Raw genomic sequence first — 15,709 nt, forward strand, 5'->3', positions numbered from 1 at the left:
ACCGTGCCAGCCATTATGGGTTCGCGACCTAAAGTCCGAAGCTCAATGTTTCGGAGCCTCGACCTCCCCAGGCGTCGGCTCGGTCCCAGGGGCCGAACGAGGCACGGTTGCCGGCCTCCCCGGCTGGCCCGGTACCTGCGGCCGTTCCGGGCCTGGCCCTTGCGACGATCCGGCCCGCGATCCCGGAGGCACGGCCGGTCCCGGATCCGCCCCAGGCGGCGTCCCGACCCTTTGCGCCTCCCCAACGTTGGCCGCCGGATAGGAAACCCACCGATAGACGGCAAAGGCGCTCGCCAAGGTCCCGGCGATCCCCATAACGACGAAGATCAACCTGAAGGACATCCTGAAGGTCCACCTCGTCTGGGTGATCCGGTCCTCGGTCGCGGCCGCGCTGGTACCGGCCAGGGATTCTCGGACGAAGATGCGTGCGTAAATGGGCAGGTGGGCCTCTTCGCCCCGGCGCAAGGCCCTCTCGGCAATCTTGATCAAGTCCGAGTTACGTTGGTCGAGCCTCCAGAAGACGAAGGACAGGAGCGGCAGGAGGAGACCGAGGATAACGACCACGAAATTCAGCGGTCCGCCGACCTGGAGCGCGCCGCCAATCGCGGCCGAGATCACGCCCGAGAGGACGACGAAGAAGTTGAATACGGATATCCGCTGCTGGGCATGCAGGGCGAAGTATCTCCAGAGGTGCTCTAGCACCTTGTCGGCCGGCATCTCGACTTGATCGCGCGAGGTAGTTCCAGCTTTCGAGGGGTGCGAGACAGCTACCGGGGGCTGGTTTCCTTGTCCCTCGTCCAAGCTCATCCCCCCACGCTTTCAGACATGCGATCCTGGCGTCAAACCGCCTTGCCTGCGCCATGGCCGTCATGACGCCCGGACCGCTCCGACGGCAAATTCGAGGCGATCTTACTGTCTCTGGTAGCGGATGTCGCCTGCATGGGCGCCGTCCTATCCCGCGGGTGGGCCCGACGCGATACGCACTCTACATGTACGGTCCTTTCCAGGAGGATGGCGCGCACACCGCGCCGACCAACGCCGCGTTCGACGATAGGCCTCAGACCACGCCATCGCTGTGCCCGACATCCCGGGATACGGACTCGACTTGAAACAGGAACAAATATAGAACAAACATTGCGGCGGTCCGATTGCGGCCCTGGCCGCGCGAACTGACGGTGCCTCACTGGGTCCTGTACATGGAGCGTAGATCGAACCACCATTGGCTTGCCGGCGGAGGGCGGGTGGCGGCAGGCCTCCGGGCCACTAACATCCGGTCGACCAGCGTTGTCGCGGGCGAGGCGCCGCGGCGGCTCGTGGTGCCCGGGGTTATCTCGCCGGAAGGGGGAAATGAGCGGTCGTCTCCGTTACCCACGACCTCGGCGCCGAACGGGACCGCGTACGGGTCGACCGGCGGCGATGGGGCAAGGTCGGCGTCCGCACCAGCCTATCACTCCCAGCTGGGCCACGGCGACCCGCACGGTTGGCCCCTCAACCTCCTGACCCAGACGACGGCGGGGACTCCCCGGTCGGTCGCGCCCGACGGCGCACGATATGGATTGAACAGGTATATCACCCGGGTGCATAGACCCCGCAGGATTGCCCGACGACTTAGTGCGTGAGGACGATGCCGACCGCGACCGAGATCACCGTATTGGAGACAGTGGCGAAGCTGGACGCCGAATTCGCGCCCATGGCGAGCGCCGTCGCTAACGGCGAGTTCGCCCTTTGGGTCGGTTCAGGGATATCCCGGCAGGCTCCGAACCTGGGAGACCTGATCGCCCGCGCCATCGAGTTCATCCGCGAGAAGGCCGTTGATCCCGCGACCCAGTCCGTCTTCGAACCCGCGTTGGTGGAGGCGTTGACGATCGGACGCGCGGACGTCGCCGCCGCGCGCGCCCATTTCGGCACGCCGTTCGCGGCATGGCCGATGCGTGACGCTGTCGTGAACGAGCTGTGGGGCAACTATTCCAGGCTGCTCGACGTCCGGATACCTGGCGAACACGAGGACTACATGCTCTGGGAGGCGATCGACGTCCGGGCCGCGTTCGCATCGCCGAACCCACCGGCCGCCACCCATATGGCGATCGCCGTCCTTATCCTCGAAGGCGCGGTTCACGAGATAGCCTCCGCGAACTGGGACGGTTTCATTGAGGCCGCCGTCTCGCGCCTCTCCGGCGGCGACACCGATCTGTTGCAGGTGGTCGTCGACCCCAACCACCTCCGCGGCGCGGCGGCGAAGGCCCGCCTCCTGAAGTTCCACGGATGCATCCTGTACGCGACGCAGGATCCCGGGCTCTACCGCGAGTTCCTGACCGGGAGCGAGACCCAGATCATCGGTTGGCCGGACAACGACAGGTTCGCTTCGGTCCGCGCCGCCGTCACTGCGATGGCGACCAACTTCAAGACGCTGATGCTGGGACTATCGCTTCAAGACGGCAACCTGAAGGGTCTCTTCTCGGCGGCCCGGAGGACGAACCCGTGGCCATGGCCTTGCGTACCGGACGCCCCGGGGCACGTCTTCTGCGAGGACGCGCTGCAGCCCGGCCAGAAGACCATGCTCAAGACGGTCTACGCCGGCAGCTACAACGACCACATCGTCGATATCGAACGGAGCGCCCACCTCAGGGCCTGGGCGGAGCAGGTCCTGCTCGCCCTGGTCCTCAGGTTGATTGGCGACAAGCTGGCCGTACTGGTCAAGGTTAGGCTTGAGGCCACGCCGCTCTCGGCGTCATCGGGCGTCCTCGCCGACGCCCTTACGAGCCTGCGTGACCTCGTGGCCGGGCTGGCGGAGGGCGACCGGACTGCCTTCGCCAATCGCGCGATCGCGGTCTGGTCACGGGCGCTCTGCCTATTCCGGAACGGCTCGCTCCAGCGCGACCCCGCCGCCTACGAGGTTCTGAGCGCATCACGGCCTAAGCAGCTGGCCGCGGACGAGAACGCGAAGGCGACGGGTCTCGCCCAGTTCGCCATCGCGATGGCATTGCTGGAGCGAGGGCGGCGCGACGGACGCTGGACGCTCTCGGACCCCGTCTCGCTCGACCTGGACTCCGGCGCGCTCACGGCGACGGGGGCCTGGACGGGGGCCACGGGCCGTCCGGTGTTCCTAGTCCGGTCGGCGGGCATAGCCATTGCGCTGGAGAAGGCGGGGGCGTTCGCCAACGACAACACCGTCGTGATCCACGCTGACGGCGCTTGGCAGGACCTCGCGGGCGCGCTTTCCGGCGGGGCGCGCAGCCCGAGCCGGCCGCCGGGTCGCAGCGGCGCGGCGCAGACCCTCCACGTCAGCATCGACCGACTCGTCGAGACCGCCCCCGACGGCGTCGCGCTGCAGGACCATTTCGTTCGTGAGGTCGCGCTGTGAGCGAATCCACCCTCGTCCGCGCCCTCCTGCGACGCCTGCACGAAGCGGGCTACGACGACGTCCCGACGCCGTTCCGGGTCGCGAGCGTCGACTTCCAGTTCACCGCGGCGCTGCGCGGCCGCAAGGCGCGCGCGCTCGATCTCGTCCTCGTCGTGGATACATCGACCGGGGATTTCGGCGACCGCGACCCGCGTTCCGTCCGACTGCGCGTCGAGGCGCTGAGCCGCGCCCTGGACGTCACCCAGTCGCGCTACGTCCTGACGATCGTCCTCGCGGGCGCAGCGCTCGCCGGGGACGTCGACGCCCTAACCCAGGTCGGACGAGTTCTCAACGTCGAGGCCGCCGGGCTCGACGTTGAGGGGCGGCCCGTCGACGCCGACGCGGCCGAGGCGCTGGACGATCAGATCCGGCTCCTGCTCCCGCTCACGCTGCCCTCCGACGAGGGTGCGCCGGAAGGCCGCCTAGACGCGATGGCATCGCTTCATGCATCTCTGTCCGCGAATCTCGACGCCGAACTCTCCTCGTCCGTCATCGCCGCCTCCGCCCGCGGGGAAGGAGCGGTGACCGGCGCCCTGTCGGACATCCTCGCCCGCGCCCTCGTCCTACGCCCGAGGGCCTAGACATGCTCCTGAGCAACATCGAGATTTCCAACTTCCGGAGCATCAAGGGACGCATCGCCGCCCCGTTGGACGCGCGGATCGTCCTAGTCCACGGGGAGAACGGCGCCGGGAAGACGAGCCTGCTCTCGGCCATCGAGCTTGCCCTGACGGGGCGCGCGCTGCCCCTCGAACGCGCCGACCCCGCCTACCAGCGCCACCTCCTGCACTGGTCCACGCAAGCTGGATCGATCAGACTCGACACGGACGACGGCGCGGCGTTCGAGACGACCCTGTCGGCGGAGGGTGCCAGGGTGGGGACCAGGCTGCCGGATGCCGCAGCGGCCTTCTTCAGCGAACGCTGCTACCTGCCGCAGTCGCTGCTCGGACAGCTCCTGCACATCTACCAGTCCTCGAACGACGAGCTCGGCTCCCCACTGGCCCGGTTTGTCGGCGAGTTGCTCGGCCTAGATCGCCTCGACGCCCTCGACGCCGGGCTGAGGCCGCTGCAGGATCTCCGCAACTTCCGGAAGATCGCCGACGGGTACGGCAGCGCCGAGTCCGAGAAGGCCCGGTCGGAGCGCCTCGTCGCGGACCATCGTCGCAACCTCGAAGGCATCGGTACGGCGCTCACCGAGGCCATGGCGGAATTGACGGCTGCCCGCATCGCCATCGGCCTGCCCCCGGCCGTCGACGAGGGATCCCTCGACCGATCGCTGGCCGAGCTGTCCCCGTCGCCGGAGGAGAGCGATCTGGCGCACCTCGCCGACCTGCGCCGGCAACTCGAAGCCATCCGGCGGGAAGCCGCGCGCGACCGCTACGTCGCGGCGCCCGGGGACGAGCCGTCGCTGTCCGCCGCCCACGCGCTAGCGCTGGTAGCCCTTGAGGAGTGGCAGCGGAAGCACGAGGCGCGCGTGACGGCCGCCCGCAAGCACACCGAGACGCTCTTGCCCTCGGCCGACCTCCCGGTCTCCCCTCAGGCCTTCGCGGATTCGAGCCTCAAGCTCCTTCGGGCGGAACGCCAGCAGGCCGCGGGGCGGTCGGATCTTGCCGCCCAGGCCATCCGGCGGCGGTCGGCGGCCGAGGCGGAGCTTGAAGTCGCCCGAAAGCAGCTCGAAGCCATCGACGGCGAGATCGGGCGCGTCGTGCCCACTGCTGGCGATCTCGCGGCGGCGCTGGCGCAGATCACCTCCTTCATCATCGATGACGTCTGCCCGGTCTGCGACCGTGATTTTACCGAGCGGGAAGCGGGGAGGCTCGCCGACCACGTCCACCGCAAGGTGCACACACTCTCGACCTCGGCCCGGCGTCTGCTGGACCTCAGCCGGACGCGCGGCCAGCAGCAGGGCAGGATCGAGGCTTTAGAGCGCGAGTTGGCGACGCTGTACTCACGCATGGTCGACGAGGGGCAGGCCTCGAACCTATCCCGCGTTTCAGCTGCGTTGGATGCGGCGGTCTCGGAGATCGAGGCCCTCGCCAACATCTTGGCGGAGGGCGAGGTCCTGACCCGCTCCGAGACGGCGGCCCGACGGGTGCTCTCGGAACGCCAGGCGCGGGATCTGGCCCGGACATCGGCGACGGCGACGCTTCGGGAGTTCGCCATGTTGGCGAACCAAGCCCCACCCACCGAGAACGAGACCGTCGACGACGCGGTCGAGCGCCTGTCGTCGGTCTTCCAGGCCAGGGCGTCGGAGTTCGAGCGACGCCTGTCGGCCCGCAGGAAGGGGGTCGAGGCGATACGAAAGGCAAAGGCCGAGATCCGGCGCCGGACGGAACTCGATGCGGTTCTCACTGGCGACGCCACGGTCGTCGGACAGAACACCGAGGCGTTGCGGCGCGCGAACGCTCTGCGCGCGAGCGGTCAAACCCTCCGTGGGCTCGTCGAGAACGTCCGGGGGGACATCATACGGCGCGAGTTCAACGACCGTCTCAATAGGCTCTGGCGCGATCTCTTCATTCGGCTCGCGCCGAATGAGCCGTTCGTGCCGGCGTTCAAGATCCCTGAGGTCACCACCCACCGCCTGCAACCGCGATTGATTACGGAGCACAGGGGCGGCGGTTCCGGCGGCACCCCAGGGGCCATGCTTAGCGCAGGCAACTTGAACACGGCCGCGTTGACGCTGTTCATCGCCCTTCATCTCACTGTTCCAGCCCAGCGCCCTTGGATGATCCTAGACGATCCCGTTCAGTCGATGGACGATGTGCACATAGCGAACTTCGCGGCGTTGCTGCGCATCCTCGCTAAGGAGCATGGCCGCCAAGTGATGATTGCCGTCCACGACCGGCATCTGTTCGAGTACCTCCGGCTGGAATTGAGCCCAGCCTATCCGGAGGATAGCCTGCTCGCGCTCGAACTGTCCCGCGGCGTCCATCAGGACAGCCTGTGTACAGCCGACCGGCGCAGCTATCGCGAGGAGACCGCCTTGCGGGTGGCGGCCTGAGTTCGCGGTCATCCCTTTTCCAGCCACCCGGTTTACCGTTCGAGAGCCGGTCCCGCCGGGGCGCGCGCCCGCCACGAGGGCGGCCAGCCTCGGGTCACGAAAACCTTCGCCTGTCACCACCGGCCGCCTCCGCGACTGTTAATCGGCGCCCAAGCGGGGTTCATCGGGACAACCCGGTTACAGGTTGCAAGCTAGCAGACCTTCCGAACGTCGGTTGATGGTCAGTAGCTCACTCCCCCTCCTGCTTCCAGTGAACTTCGAAGCCGTTGCTGGGGCCACAGGAGCATGTTCGACCGCGTTGAGCGAGTAGGGGACATATTCCCAAACTCTCAGAATGGTGCCGGTTACCTTCAGGGTTCTGCACAGAGCGCTTCAGCCTCCCGCTTGTGCGTGACGCCATCGTATCCTGGGCAGCCGGTGAGAACGCCGTCGCGGATCTCACGCACGGCGAACAGCAGCAGTAAGGCAGCCAGCAGCAGCAACACGGCCCAGGCAGCGAGGTCCGATAGGCGCTCGCCTGGCAGAAGCAGGTCGGCAGCGCGACGTAGCCGCTGCCGGGACCGGCGAGGGTGCGAAGAGGAGCGGCGGCTCTCGGACATGGGCTGGGATCTACAGGTTGAGGGTACGACAGGAGTCAGCCGAGCCAGCCACCGACCACCAGGGTGAACAGGTAGGCAACCAAAACGAGGGCAAAGCAGACGGCGAAGCTTTCAGGGGTCGGCTCTCGCCTCATCGCGGCGCCGGCCGCTCCAGCTGAGGCTCGTCGACACCGACCTCAGCTGCGGCCCTGGCGCGGACGTCCCGCGACAGCGCCCAGCGGCGTCGGTGGCCCGCGTTGGACATCACCGTCCGCATCGCGGTGATATCCAACGCAGGGAAGCGGCTTCGCTTGAGGGGAGACTGCACCAGCAGGTGCGTTGGATATCTTCTCGCGGTGAGTACCGCATTCTCGCCAACAGCTTAGCCCTGCGTTGGATATCATGCTCGACTCGGTGATCCTGGCTGGCCGAAGGATCGGAGAAAGTCACCGAATGTATCGAATCGCGTGCGATGGCACACATCGATCTTTACGCAGCCTCGCATCGGCGCTACACAAGCATCAGAACACCGAACAGAATTGCCAATTCTGTCGTACTTTGATCCATAACGTCTTTTCAGCTTGCAAAGGCCGAGCAGACTGCGGTATAAGCGCGGCTGTTGCATCCCACCACAGAGCGCGCCAGGCGCTTCCCAGGGCGGCGCCGAACAAAATTGGCAATTCTGGTCACACAAGCACGGGCTGCACTGCCGCGTGCGAGGACGCGCCGCCATGGCCCACACATCAGCTCCATCCGGCTTGTCGGGCCGACCGTCACGGCTCCATGATCGGCCACCCAGCCGGACTGTTTCCCACCGCGTCGCCAATCCCACTGGAATCGCGGAGAGGGACCGCTCCACCCGCTGCCCCGGTCCCGCCCGCATGTCGCTTCACACCGAGCAGGGTCGGCGCAAGTATCTCACCCCCGACGAGCGGGCCCGCTTCCTCGCAGCCGCATCCCGTCAGCAGCCCGAGACCCTCACCCTCTGCCTGATTTTGGCATGGACTGGCTGCCGCATCTCCGAGGCCCTGGCTCTCACCCACGCCGATCTCGACCAAGCCGGCTGCATCGTCAGCCTGCACTGCTTGAAGAAGCGTCGAACGGGCGTCATGCGTGACGTGCCAGTGCCCGATGGCGTGATGGCTATCCTCGACTTCGTGCACGACATCGGACCGATAGAGCAGCGGCTCTGGCCGATCAGCCGCAGTACCGCCTGGCAGCGGGTCAAGGCGGTGATGCGAGAGGCCGGTGTCGCCGCCTCGGCCGCCTCGCCGAAAGGCCTGCGCCACGCGTTTGGCGTCCACGCGCTGCGCTCCGGTGTGCCGCTCACCCTGCTGCAGCGCTGGCTCGGACATGCGAGTCTATCGACCACCGCGATCTACGCCGACGTGCTGGGAGCCGAGGAACGCGAGATCGCCGCCCGGATGTGGTAGCGCTTTTGCCGAAGAACCGCGCTCCGTCGCACCCTTCGGAGGCCGCGCGGCGGGAACGTGGGCTGAGTCATGCCGAGCATCGCGCGGTCGGCATGGCCGCTCGATCAGTCCGGCCGCGGGTTCTGAGCGATCCGAGTCTACTTGTCGGACGCCGCCCGCTTCCGTACTCGATGCCGGCGTTGCCGCTCCGCGGGCGTCATCGCGGTCGCCCCGAGCGCCCGACGCCCCGGTCTTTTCATCGTCGGCGCAACGGGAAGGCCCTCGCCCTCCAGTTGTCTGATCCAACGCATGATTACGCCGGGCGTCAAATCGTCCGGCCGCGTCATCATCAGCAGCACCACGGCCGAGAGCTTCGGAGCCTTCGTATCACGGCTCAGGCTCCGCATCAGCCACAACACGCCGGTGAGGCCGTACTCCCGGTAGGCACGCCGATGATAGACGACGACGAACGGCCAGCGCTGTCGCTCGCGATAAGTCGCGATGTTGGCTGTGACCGTGACGCTCTCTATGCCGGGAGGGGCCGAAGCTGAGTCTTCATCCCTCTGGAGGATCGACGCTCTCTTCCTGAGCCGGTTGGCCACGGCTCGCCTGTATCGTTCGCAGATCGGGTCGATCCGCTCCTTCAGGTGGCGCGCGTACTCCGATCGCATTTCGTCACAAAGGCTCTCCAGCCCGTTCTTCGTCACCGCATCGCACCGGAACGGCTTTATCGTGCCAGACAAGATGGCCTGTCTCCCTAAAAGCGAGCGTCGCCCATCTTTTGTGACCGATTCCATGACGGGGCGCCAGGGCTGCCGCCGACCCTTTTCGTGATGCAATGCGTGACAGATCTCGGGTTCCGGCGCTGCGGCCGACACCGAAGTTTCGTGACGATATCGTCACGCGCTCGCACCCGACCGGATGATCGCTGTCGTCCTGCCCGCTGACCGTCGCGGGTCGGCAACAAGCAGCCTCGCCTGGCTGTAGGGTCGATGAGGCACGCGAAACGGGCGCGATCGGTTGCCCCGTCGCACCCGCGGCTCGCACCTGCCATAGGCCGAAGGATGGGCATTCGCTACGCGGCGACGTGGTACAGGCCGAGGACGTCCTCGATGGTGTCGCGCCTTGCCGATGTCACGCCACGGGCGCGACGGGTCTCATTCCGCAGGATGTCGTGGACGTCGTCCGGTCGTTCGGCCCAGGCGTCGCGAGCAGATCGAGCAGGACGGCCTCCAAACGCTGCCTCACCGCGATGTCGCCGTGACCGCCGCGGTGATCGCGCACCTCCGGCTCGGTGACCGGGTCGCGATCAGGACCGAACGCGTCGAGGTCGGGAACACCACATCACCCCCTGGCCCCCCAGGATCAGCGACGCGCAAATGGTCGGGGTCGGTGTACAGTGCTGGCAGGGCCGCCTGATCGTAGATCGTGGTGAGGCTCGGATCGATGCCACGGCGGGATCGTCGCGGGCGAGGTCGATGACGTGGCGGGTGACGCGCTTGGGATCGTCGGCGTTTTCGGTGAGCGCCTGCGCGTCGGCGATCAGCACGAAATAATCGTGGCGTGCTGGAGGATGACGCGATCGCGCTGGCTGCTGCGGATTCCGATGGAAGCCGGCCACCCATTCCGACGCGAAGCCGGCCAGCGTTCCGATTTGATGTCGGCCACCATTCCGAGATGAAGCCGGCCACCCGGTAGCCGATATCGGGCACGGCGCATCTCCGCGGGTCAGCAACCGCGGCATCCCTGTCCTCGACCACGAGGAGAGCGGGATGCCGGCCAGGAGACAGCTGACCATGCGACAGATCAAACAGATGCTGCGGCTCGCCCATGAGGGGGTGAGTTCGCGTGAGATCGGACGAACGCTGGGGATCGCCCGCTCGACCGTGCAGGACAACCTCGTTCGGGCGAGCGCGGCCGGCCTGACCTGGCCGCTCGACCGCGAGGTCACCGATACGGTGCTGGAGCAGCGCCTGTTCGCCCGGGCCGGGGTGAAGCAGGGCATGCGCCGCCTGCCCGAGCCGGACTGGCCCTCCGTCATCCGGGAGATGCGCCGCCCCGGGGTCAACCTCACGGTGCTCTGGGAGGAGTACCGGGAGGTCCATCCGGACGGCTACGGTTACTCCCGGTTCTGCGACCTCTACAGGGAGTTCGAACGCCGGCTCACCCCGGTGATGCGCCAGCACCATGGGGCCGGCGACAAGGTCTTCGTCGACTACTCCGGCAAGAAGGTCGGGATCGTCGATCCCACCACCGGCATCGTGCGCGAGGCCGAGATCTTCGTGGCGGTGCTGGGCGCGTCGAGCCTGACCTACGCCGAGGCGACCTGGACCCAGACGCTGCCCGACTGGATCGGCGCGCATGTCCGCCTGTTCCGCTTCCTCGGCGGCGTCCCCCGCCTCGTCGTGCCCGACAACCTCAAGAGCGGGGTCCACAAGGCGTCGTTCTACGATCCCGAGATCAACCGCTCCTACGGGATGCTGGCCGAGCATTACGGCATCGGCGTCCTGCCGGCCCGACCTCGCAAGCCGCGCGACAAGGCCAAGGTCGAGGCCGGCGTGCGCTTCGCCCAGAGCTACATCCTGGGACGGCTGCGCCGGCAGACGTTCTTCTCCCTGGCCGAGTGCAACGCCGCCATCGCCGCGATGGTGGAGCGCATCAACGCCCACCGCATGCGCCGGCTCGGCACCACCCGCCGCGCCCTGTTCGAGGCGATCGAGCGCGCAGCGCTGCGGCCCCTGCCGGAACAGGACTACACCTTCGCCGAGTGGCGGCTGGCCCGGGTCAACCTCGACTACCATGTCGAGGCGGGCGGCTTCCTGTACTCGGTGCCCCATGCCCTGATCCGCGAGCAGGTCGACGTCCGCCTCACGGCGCGCACCGTCGAGGTGTTCCATCGCGGTCAGCGCGTCGCCGCCCACGAGCGCCGCTACACCGGCCGGCGGCACGGCACCGATCCCGACCACATGCCCAGCGCCCATCGCCGCTACGCCGAGTGGAGCCCCGAGCGCTTCCGGCGCTGGGCGCGCGGCATCGGGCCGGAGACGGAAGGGCTGGTTATCGCCATCCTGCACGACCGGCCCCATCCCGAGCAGGGCTTCCGCACCTGCCTGGGTATCCTGCGCCTCTACCGCGGGCTCGACCCCGGCCGGGCGGAGGCCGCCTCGGCCCGGGCCGTGGCGGTCGGTGCGCTCACCTACAAGAGCATCGCCTCGATCCTCAGCCTGGGCCTCGACCGCTCAGCCCCGCCGGCCGAGGCCGCTCCCGTGATGCTCCACCCCAACCTGCGCGGCCCGCGCTACTTCCACTGACGGAGACGACGATGCTCACCCACCCCACGCTTGATCTCCTGCACGAACTCGGCCTGAGCGGCATGGCCTCGGGCTTCAAGTCGCTCGACGCCAACCCGGAGGCCCGCGCCCTCGACCACGCCGAGTGGCTCGGCTTGCTCCTCGACCACGAGGCCACGGCCCGGCGGCAGAAGCGCTTCGAGGCCCGCGCCCGCGCCGCGCGGCTGCGCCATCCCGCCAGCGTCGAGGACGTCGATTACCGCAGCCATCGCGGCCTGGACCGGGCGCTGTTCCTCAAGCTCGCCACCGGCGACTGGATCCGGACCCGGCGCAACCTCGTGATCACCGGCCCCTGCGGCGTGGGCAAGAGCTGGCTGGCCTGCGCGCTCGGGCACAAGGCCTGCCGGGACGACCTCTCTGTGCTGTACTACCGGGTCCCGCGCCTGTTTGCGGCCTTGAGCCTCGCCCGTGGCGATGGACGCTACGGCCGGCTGCTGCGCCAGATCGCCAAGGTGAACCTGCTGATCCTCGACGATTGGGGCCCCGAGCCGCTCCTGCCCGAGCAGGCGCGCGATCTCCTGGAGATCGTCGAGGACCGCTACGACGCCGGCTCGACCCTGATCACCAGCCAGGTGCCGGTGGATCGCTGGTACGAGATCATCGGCATCCCCACGCTCGCCGATGCCGTCCTCGACCGGCTGCTGCACAGCGCGCACCGCATCGAACTCGCCGGCGAGAGCCTGCGCAAACGCAAGGCGGCCGAGCCGACCGCTTGACCTGTCGGACCGACCTCGTGATCTTCACCCCAGACCCGCGGGAGCGCCCCGTCACTGACCGGCTTCAGATCGGACCGGTGGCCGGCTTCGCCTCGGAATGACGGCCGGCTTCAGATCGGAATCCCCGGCCGGCTTCGTCGGAATACGCAGGCTGCCGCAGAACTGGCCGAGATGCAGCGGTCCGGTCGGGCGATCGCCCGTGAGAATAGCAAGACACGGGTGAGTAGGGATATCAGACACGGATGGTTCGCCTAACGGGAGCCGCAGTGTCGGGAGAGCTATCGTGATTGCGAACGAGCCTGCCGAACGACAACGGTAGACTCGTCCGCTTGGGATGACATTCGGTGGCGCGCCTGGAAAGGAGCGCCACTCGAGATCGCAGGATGTCGCGGCTAGGAACGTCTTGGCCGCGTTGCCTCATGTCCGCTGCCGTGAGGCCAGGGCCGTTGCTTCATCGGCGTCAGCAGCGGGAGGCATTGATGGCAGCTCTGCCCAGGGCGGATCGCGCCGCGGGCAGAGCGATGGTAATATGATCGTTCAGAGCAGCGTGCCGGGCTCGGGCTGCACATGGGCCTGAGCATCGTCTCGCGACGGTGTCGTCGTACCGATCCCGCTCCAGGTGATGTTCGTCTCGCGCGGACGATCGACCTTCGCGTTAGCAGGTGCGGTTCGCGTCAGCATGTCGATCGACCGTCTCTGTGCCTCCGACACGGAAAGGCCGTCGATCGCCGGCGAGGCCGTGCTTTGCGGCTTCGCCAGGGCCGGACCGGCAGCCGTCGCCGGGTTCGCCATGTGGGCGGCCGGACCGGTCGGCGCGACGCTCCCCGGGGTGTTGAGCAGCGGGGCTGACAGTGGACCTGCTATTCCCCGAGCCTGAGCCTCCAAGCTGGGGCTGACCGGCGCTGCCGTCACGGGCGTGGCCGCGCCGCGTGGCGGCAGATCCGGCTGCGCGCCGGTGGGCCGTGTCGATGGGACGACGATCGGCCTATCCTGTGACCCGGCGCCTGTCGCACCCCGGTTCGCGGGCGGCGTCGGGTTCTTGGCCGTGTGACCCTTCTTCTTCGCCGCGTGCGATTGAGCTTCGGTGAGGTAGCGCTGCAGTTGCCGCGCGCTCAGCGAGCGCCCGCCGAAGATCAGGCGCTTGGCGATCTCGTCGAGCGAATGCCCCGCCTTGAGCAGCGCCCGGATCTCGGGCGCGAGTTCGGCCACCGCTTTGGCCGTTGTCATCCGCTCCGGTGGCGGCAGCGGTGTCTCCCGCTTCAGCCCGGCGAGGGCCGCGCGGTTGGCGTCCATCTCGCTCAGCAGGATCGGCATCGGTCGGGTTCGGGCTTTGGTCATCGCATGTCTCACGGGTTGGTGGTGGGGCCGGTCGGACCGCTTGGCTGCTGACCCGACACGCGTATGGTCACGCTTGTTGCAAGCTTTGGCAACGTGTCCGCAACGATTCGGTCGATAAATTTTGGTCTCACCATCATCTCGGAACTTGCGAATCGCTATTCGCGAATCGAGCATATTTGACATCAAGCTTTTCCTTGCGCTTATCCTGCACCTGAACCTGCGCTGTGCCTGAAGGGCGGGCGCGAGGCGGTCGAAGCTGCGGAGTTGAGTCTGTGTCGATCTACGTAGATGCCGATGTACGCGCCCCAGGTGGGTCGATGGTGCCGGAGCAGGACCACGGGTGCGCGGGCCGGGCCGTCGCTGTCCGTGCACGGATGGGCCGGTCATCGCTATCGCTCACCGGGTCTACCCGGAAGGACGGTCCCAGGGAGAAAGAGGCGGGCAGGATGCTCTTTGCTATCCGCGCCGGCCAAGCCGGGCGCGGGCAGCAACGAGACGGGGCCGTTCGGCGCTGACGCTTCTCACCTTCCCCTCCAGCCTGCCGGGGCGAGCCCCTGGACCCCGTTCCCTGAAGTACTCCCAGAGAGGACGCCGATGCCCGGCCAACGCGGATCAGAGACGCGGAAGCTCACTCAACAGGTCGGGATCCGGCTCACGCCCGAGCAGTTCGAGCACCTCGTCGGAGAGGCCCATGCCGCCGGCCTCACGCTCGCCACGCTCACCCGAAAGCGGCTGCTCGGCTTGCACATCACCGCGCAGGTCGATGGCGAACTGATCCGGGAGCTGCGCCGGCTGGGAGGGCTCGCGAAGCTCGCCATTCGCACGCCGGGAATGGCGGAAGCGGGACGCCTCGCGCTCGCCGACATCCGCTCGGCCATCGCGCATCTGGCCGAGCCGCCGTCGTGATCGGCAAGCGCATGCCCAAGCGCCTTGATGGCGCGCCGGTCGCTCGGCAAGTAGCTCAGCTGGCCGCATACATCGACGGTGGCACGGGCGGAGCGGAGCGCGGCGATATCCTGGCCCAGGGCCAGCTCCATCTCATCGCCGACACACGCACGGGACAGGTCGCTGAGATGATCGCCACCGCGATGGGCGCCCCCCGCGCCCGGGGCGCGATCGAGCACCTCGTGCTGTCCTGGCGGGCCGGTGAGCAGCCGACGGTCCGCCAAATCGAACAGGCACTCGCGATCATACTCGAGGAGACCGGCCTGCGCGGACACCAAGTGATTTGGACCCTGCATCTCGGCGGATCCGGCAACCAACACCTGCACGCGCTGATCTCGCGCGTCGCACCGGATGCGGACAGGCCGACGCGGGTCGCTTTCTTCCACAACGCGATCGGGCGCGCCGTCGCTCGGATTGAGCACGTACAGGGCTGGCAACGGGAGCCCTACGCGCACTTCGAGGTCCTCGAGGAACGAACAGGAGAGCAGCATGTCATCCGGTACCGGACACACGGCGGGCGGGGCACCGACGATGCCCTGGGTCGAGCGAGCGGCGCGGGAGGCGCTCGGCGCGCATTGCGAGGCCGCGGGGGCGCATCAGGACACGGGCGAGATCCTGAAGATGCTGCGGGAACGCGACGAGGAAGCGGACCCGCTCGCGGCGATCTCGGAGGGGCAACTGCTGACGATCGAGCGGCAGGCGAAGGTGCTCGATCTGCTCCGGACGGTGCTCGCGGTCGTCGGCGAGATCCGGACCGGACAGGACGGGCATGGCCTGGAGATGCAGGCCCTGCGTCTGGAGATGCAGACGCTGGGGACGCAGGTGCAGAGGCTGCAGACGCGGTGCGACGAAACCTACGACAGGCTGGTGCGGGCAACGACAAGGCCCGCGCAGTCCGCCGACTCGCCGAAGCCCGCCTGAGCCACGCCGCGCGTGTTCGGGCCGCCGCGGCACGGCAGCTCGATCCCGGTG

General features: G+C 67.8%; 13 protein-coding genes and 1 pseudogene. 10 read left to right on the forward strand and 4 right to left on the reverse strand.

Going from position 1 to position 15,709, the window contains the following annotated elements:
* Positions 1–42: 42 nt before the first annotated feature.
* Positions 43–717: a hypothetical protein gene (locus tag AAHG03_RS00895; RefSeq protein ID WP_342148089.1), complete on the reverse strand. Its 675-nt coding sequence runs from the start codon at positions 715–717 to the stop codon at positions 43–45.
* 907 nt (positions 718–1,624) lie between these two features.
* On the opposite strand from AAHG03_RS00895, the gene AAHG03_RS00900 reads away from it, so the two are divergent.
* Genes AAHG03_RS00900 through AAHG03_RS00910 form a run of 3 tightly spaced genes read left to right on the forward strand, consistent with a single transcriptional unit; the run spans position 1,625 to position 6,398 of the window.
* The gene (locus AAHG03_RS00900; protein ID WP_342148091.1) at positions 1,625–3,361 is read left to right on the forward strand and encodes an SIR2 family protein; all 1,737 of its coding nucleotides are present in this window, start codon (positions 1,625–1,627) and stop codon (positions 3,359–3,361) included.
* Positions 3,358–3,981 (forward strand): hypothetical protein, encoded by a 624-nt coding sequence (locus AAHG03_RS00905; RefSeq protein WP_342148092.1) that lies wholly within the window; start codon positions 3,358–3,360, stop codon positions 3,979–3,981. The genes AAHG03_RS00900 and AAHG03_RS00905 overlap by 4 nt, the downstream gene beginning before the upstream one ends.
* A 2-nt stretch (positions 3,982–3,983) precedes the next feature.
* Complete coding sequence (locus tag AAHG03_RS00910) at positions 3,984–6,398, forward strand: AAA family ATPase (protein ID WP_342148093.1); 2,415 nt, start codon at positions 3,984–3,986, stop codon at positions 6,396–6,398.
* 350 nt (positions 6,399–6,748) lie between these two features.
* On the opposite strand, the gene AAHG03_RS00915 is transcribed toward AAHG03_RS00910, so the two are convergent.
* Positions 6,749–6,883 carry a hypothetical protein gene (locus AAHG03_RS00915; protein ID WP_342148094.1) on the reverse strand — a complete coding sequence of 45 codons (135 nt, stop codon included), beginning with the start codon at positions 6,881–6,883 and terminating at the stop codon, positions 6,749–6,751.
* Between the two features lie 974 nt (positions 6,884–7,857).
* Between AAHG03_RS00915 and AAHG03_RS00920 the strand changes: the two genes are divergently transcribed.
* Positions 7,858–8,409, forward strand: a complete 552-nt coding sequence (locus tag AAHG03_RS00920) for a tyrosine-type recombinase/integrase (protein ID WP_342148095.1) — start codon at positions 7,858–7,860, stop codon at positions 8,407–8,409.
* A 137-nt stretch (positions 8,410–8,546) separates the two neighbouring features.
* Here AAHG03_RS00920 and AAHG03_RS00925 read toward each other — a convergent pair whose 3' ends face one another.
* Positions 8,547–9,131, reverse strand: a complete 585-nt coding sequence (locus AAHG03_RS00925) for a hypothetical protein (RefSeq protein WP_342148097.1) — start codon at positions 9,129–9,131, stop codon at positions 8,547–8,549.
* Positions 9,132–9,871: 740 nt separating this feature from the next.
* Here AAHG03_RS00925 and AAHG03_RS00930 point away from each other — a divergent pair.
* The 3 genes from AAHG03_RS00930 to istB all read left to right on the forward strand — a co-directional run bounded on the left by AAHG03_RS00930 (position 9,872) and on the right by istB (position 12,454).
* The gene (locus tag AAHG03_RS00930) at positions 9,872–10,069 is read left to right on the forward strand and encodes a hypothetical protein (protein ID WP_342148098.1); all 198 of its coding nucleotides are present in this window, start codon (positions 9,872–9,874) and stop codon (positions 10,067–10,069) included.
* Between the two features lie 91 nt (positions 10,070–10,160).
* Positions 10,161–11,699 (forward strand): IS21 family transposase, encoded by a 1,539-nt coding sequence (gene istA, locus AAHG03_RS00935; protein WP_342148099.1) that lies wholly within the window; start codon positions 10,161–10,163, stop codon positions 11,697–11,699.
* A gap of 11 nt (positions 11,700–11,710) precedes the next feature.
* Positions 11,711–12,454 carry an IS21-like element helper ATPase IstB gene (istB, locus tag AAHG03_RS00940; RefSeq protein WP_342148101.1) on the forward strand — a complete coding sequence of 248 codons (744 nt, stop codon included), beginning with the start codon at positions 11,711–11,713 and terminating at the stop codon, positions 12,452–12,454.
* A gap of 537 nt (positions 12,455–12,991) precedes the next feature.
* Here the strand turns inward: istB and AAHG03_RS00945 are convergent.
* Positions 12,992–13,768, reverse strand: a complete 777-nt coding sequence (locus AAHG03_RS00945; RefSeq protein WP_342148102.1) for a serine integrase family protein — start codon at positions 13,766–13,768, stop codon at positions 12,992–12,994.
* A 618-nt stretch (positions 13,769–14,386) separates the two neighbouring features.
* Between AAHG03_RS00945 and AAHG03_RS00950 the strand changes: the two genes are divergently transcribed.
* From AAHG03_RS00950 to AAHG03_RS00955, 3 genes and pseudogenes are all read left to right on the forward strand, one after another.
* A complete protein-coding gene (locus AAHG03_RS00950; protein WP_060771608.1) occupies positions 14,387–14,698 on the forward strand; it encodes a plasmid mobilization protein in 312 nt (103 codons plus the stop codon).
* A gap of 11 nt (positions 14,699–14,709) precedes the next feature.
* A pseudogene (locus AAHG03_RS27065) lies at positions 14,710–15,159 on the forward strand (relaxase/mobilization nuclease domain-containing protein); the annotation flags it as partial.
* Positions 15,160–15,226: 67 nt separating this feature from the next.
* Positions 15,227–15,658: a hypothetical protein gene (locus AAHG03_RS00955; protein ID WP_342148103.1), complete on the forward strand. Its 432-nt coding sequence runs from the start codon at positions 15,227–15,229 to the stop codon at positions 15,656–15,658.
* Positions 15,659–15,709: the final 51 nt, after the last annotated feature.

The sequence above is a fragment of the Methylorubrum subtropicum genome (genome assembly GCF_038442325.1).
In the GTDB taxonomy this organism is placed as follows: domain Bacteria; phylum Pseudomonadota; class Alphaproteobacteria; order Rhizobiales; family Beijerinckiaceae; genus Methylobacterium; species Methylobacterium subtropicum.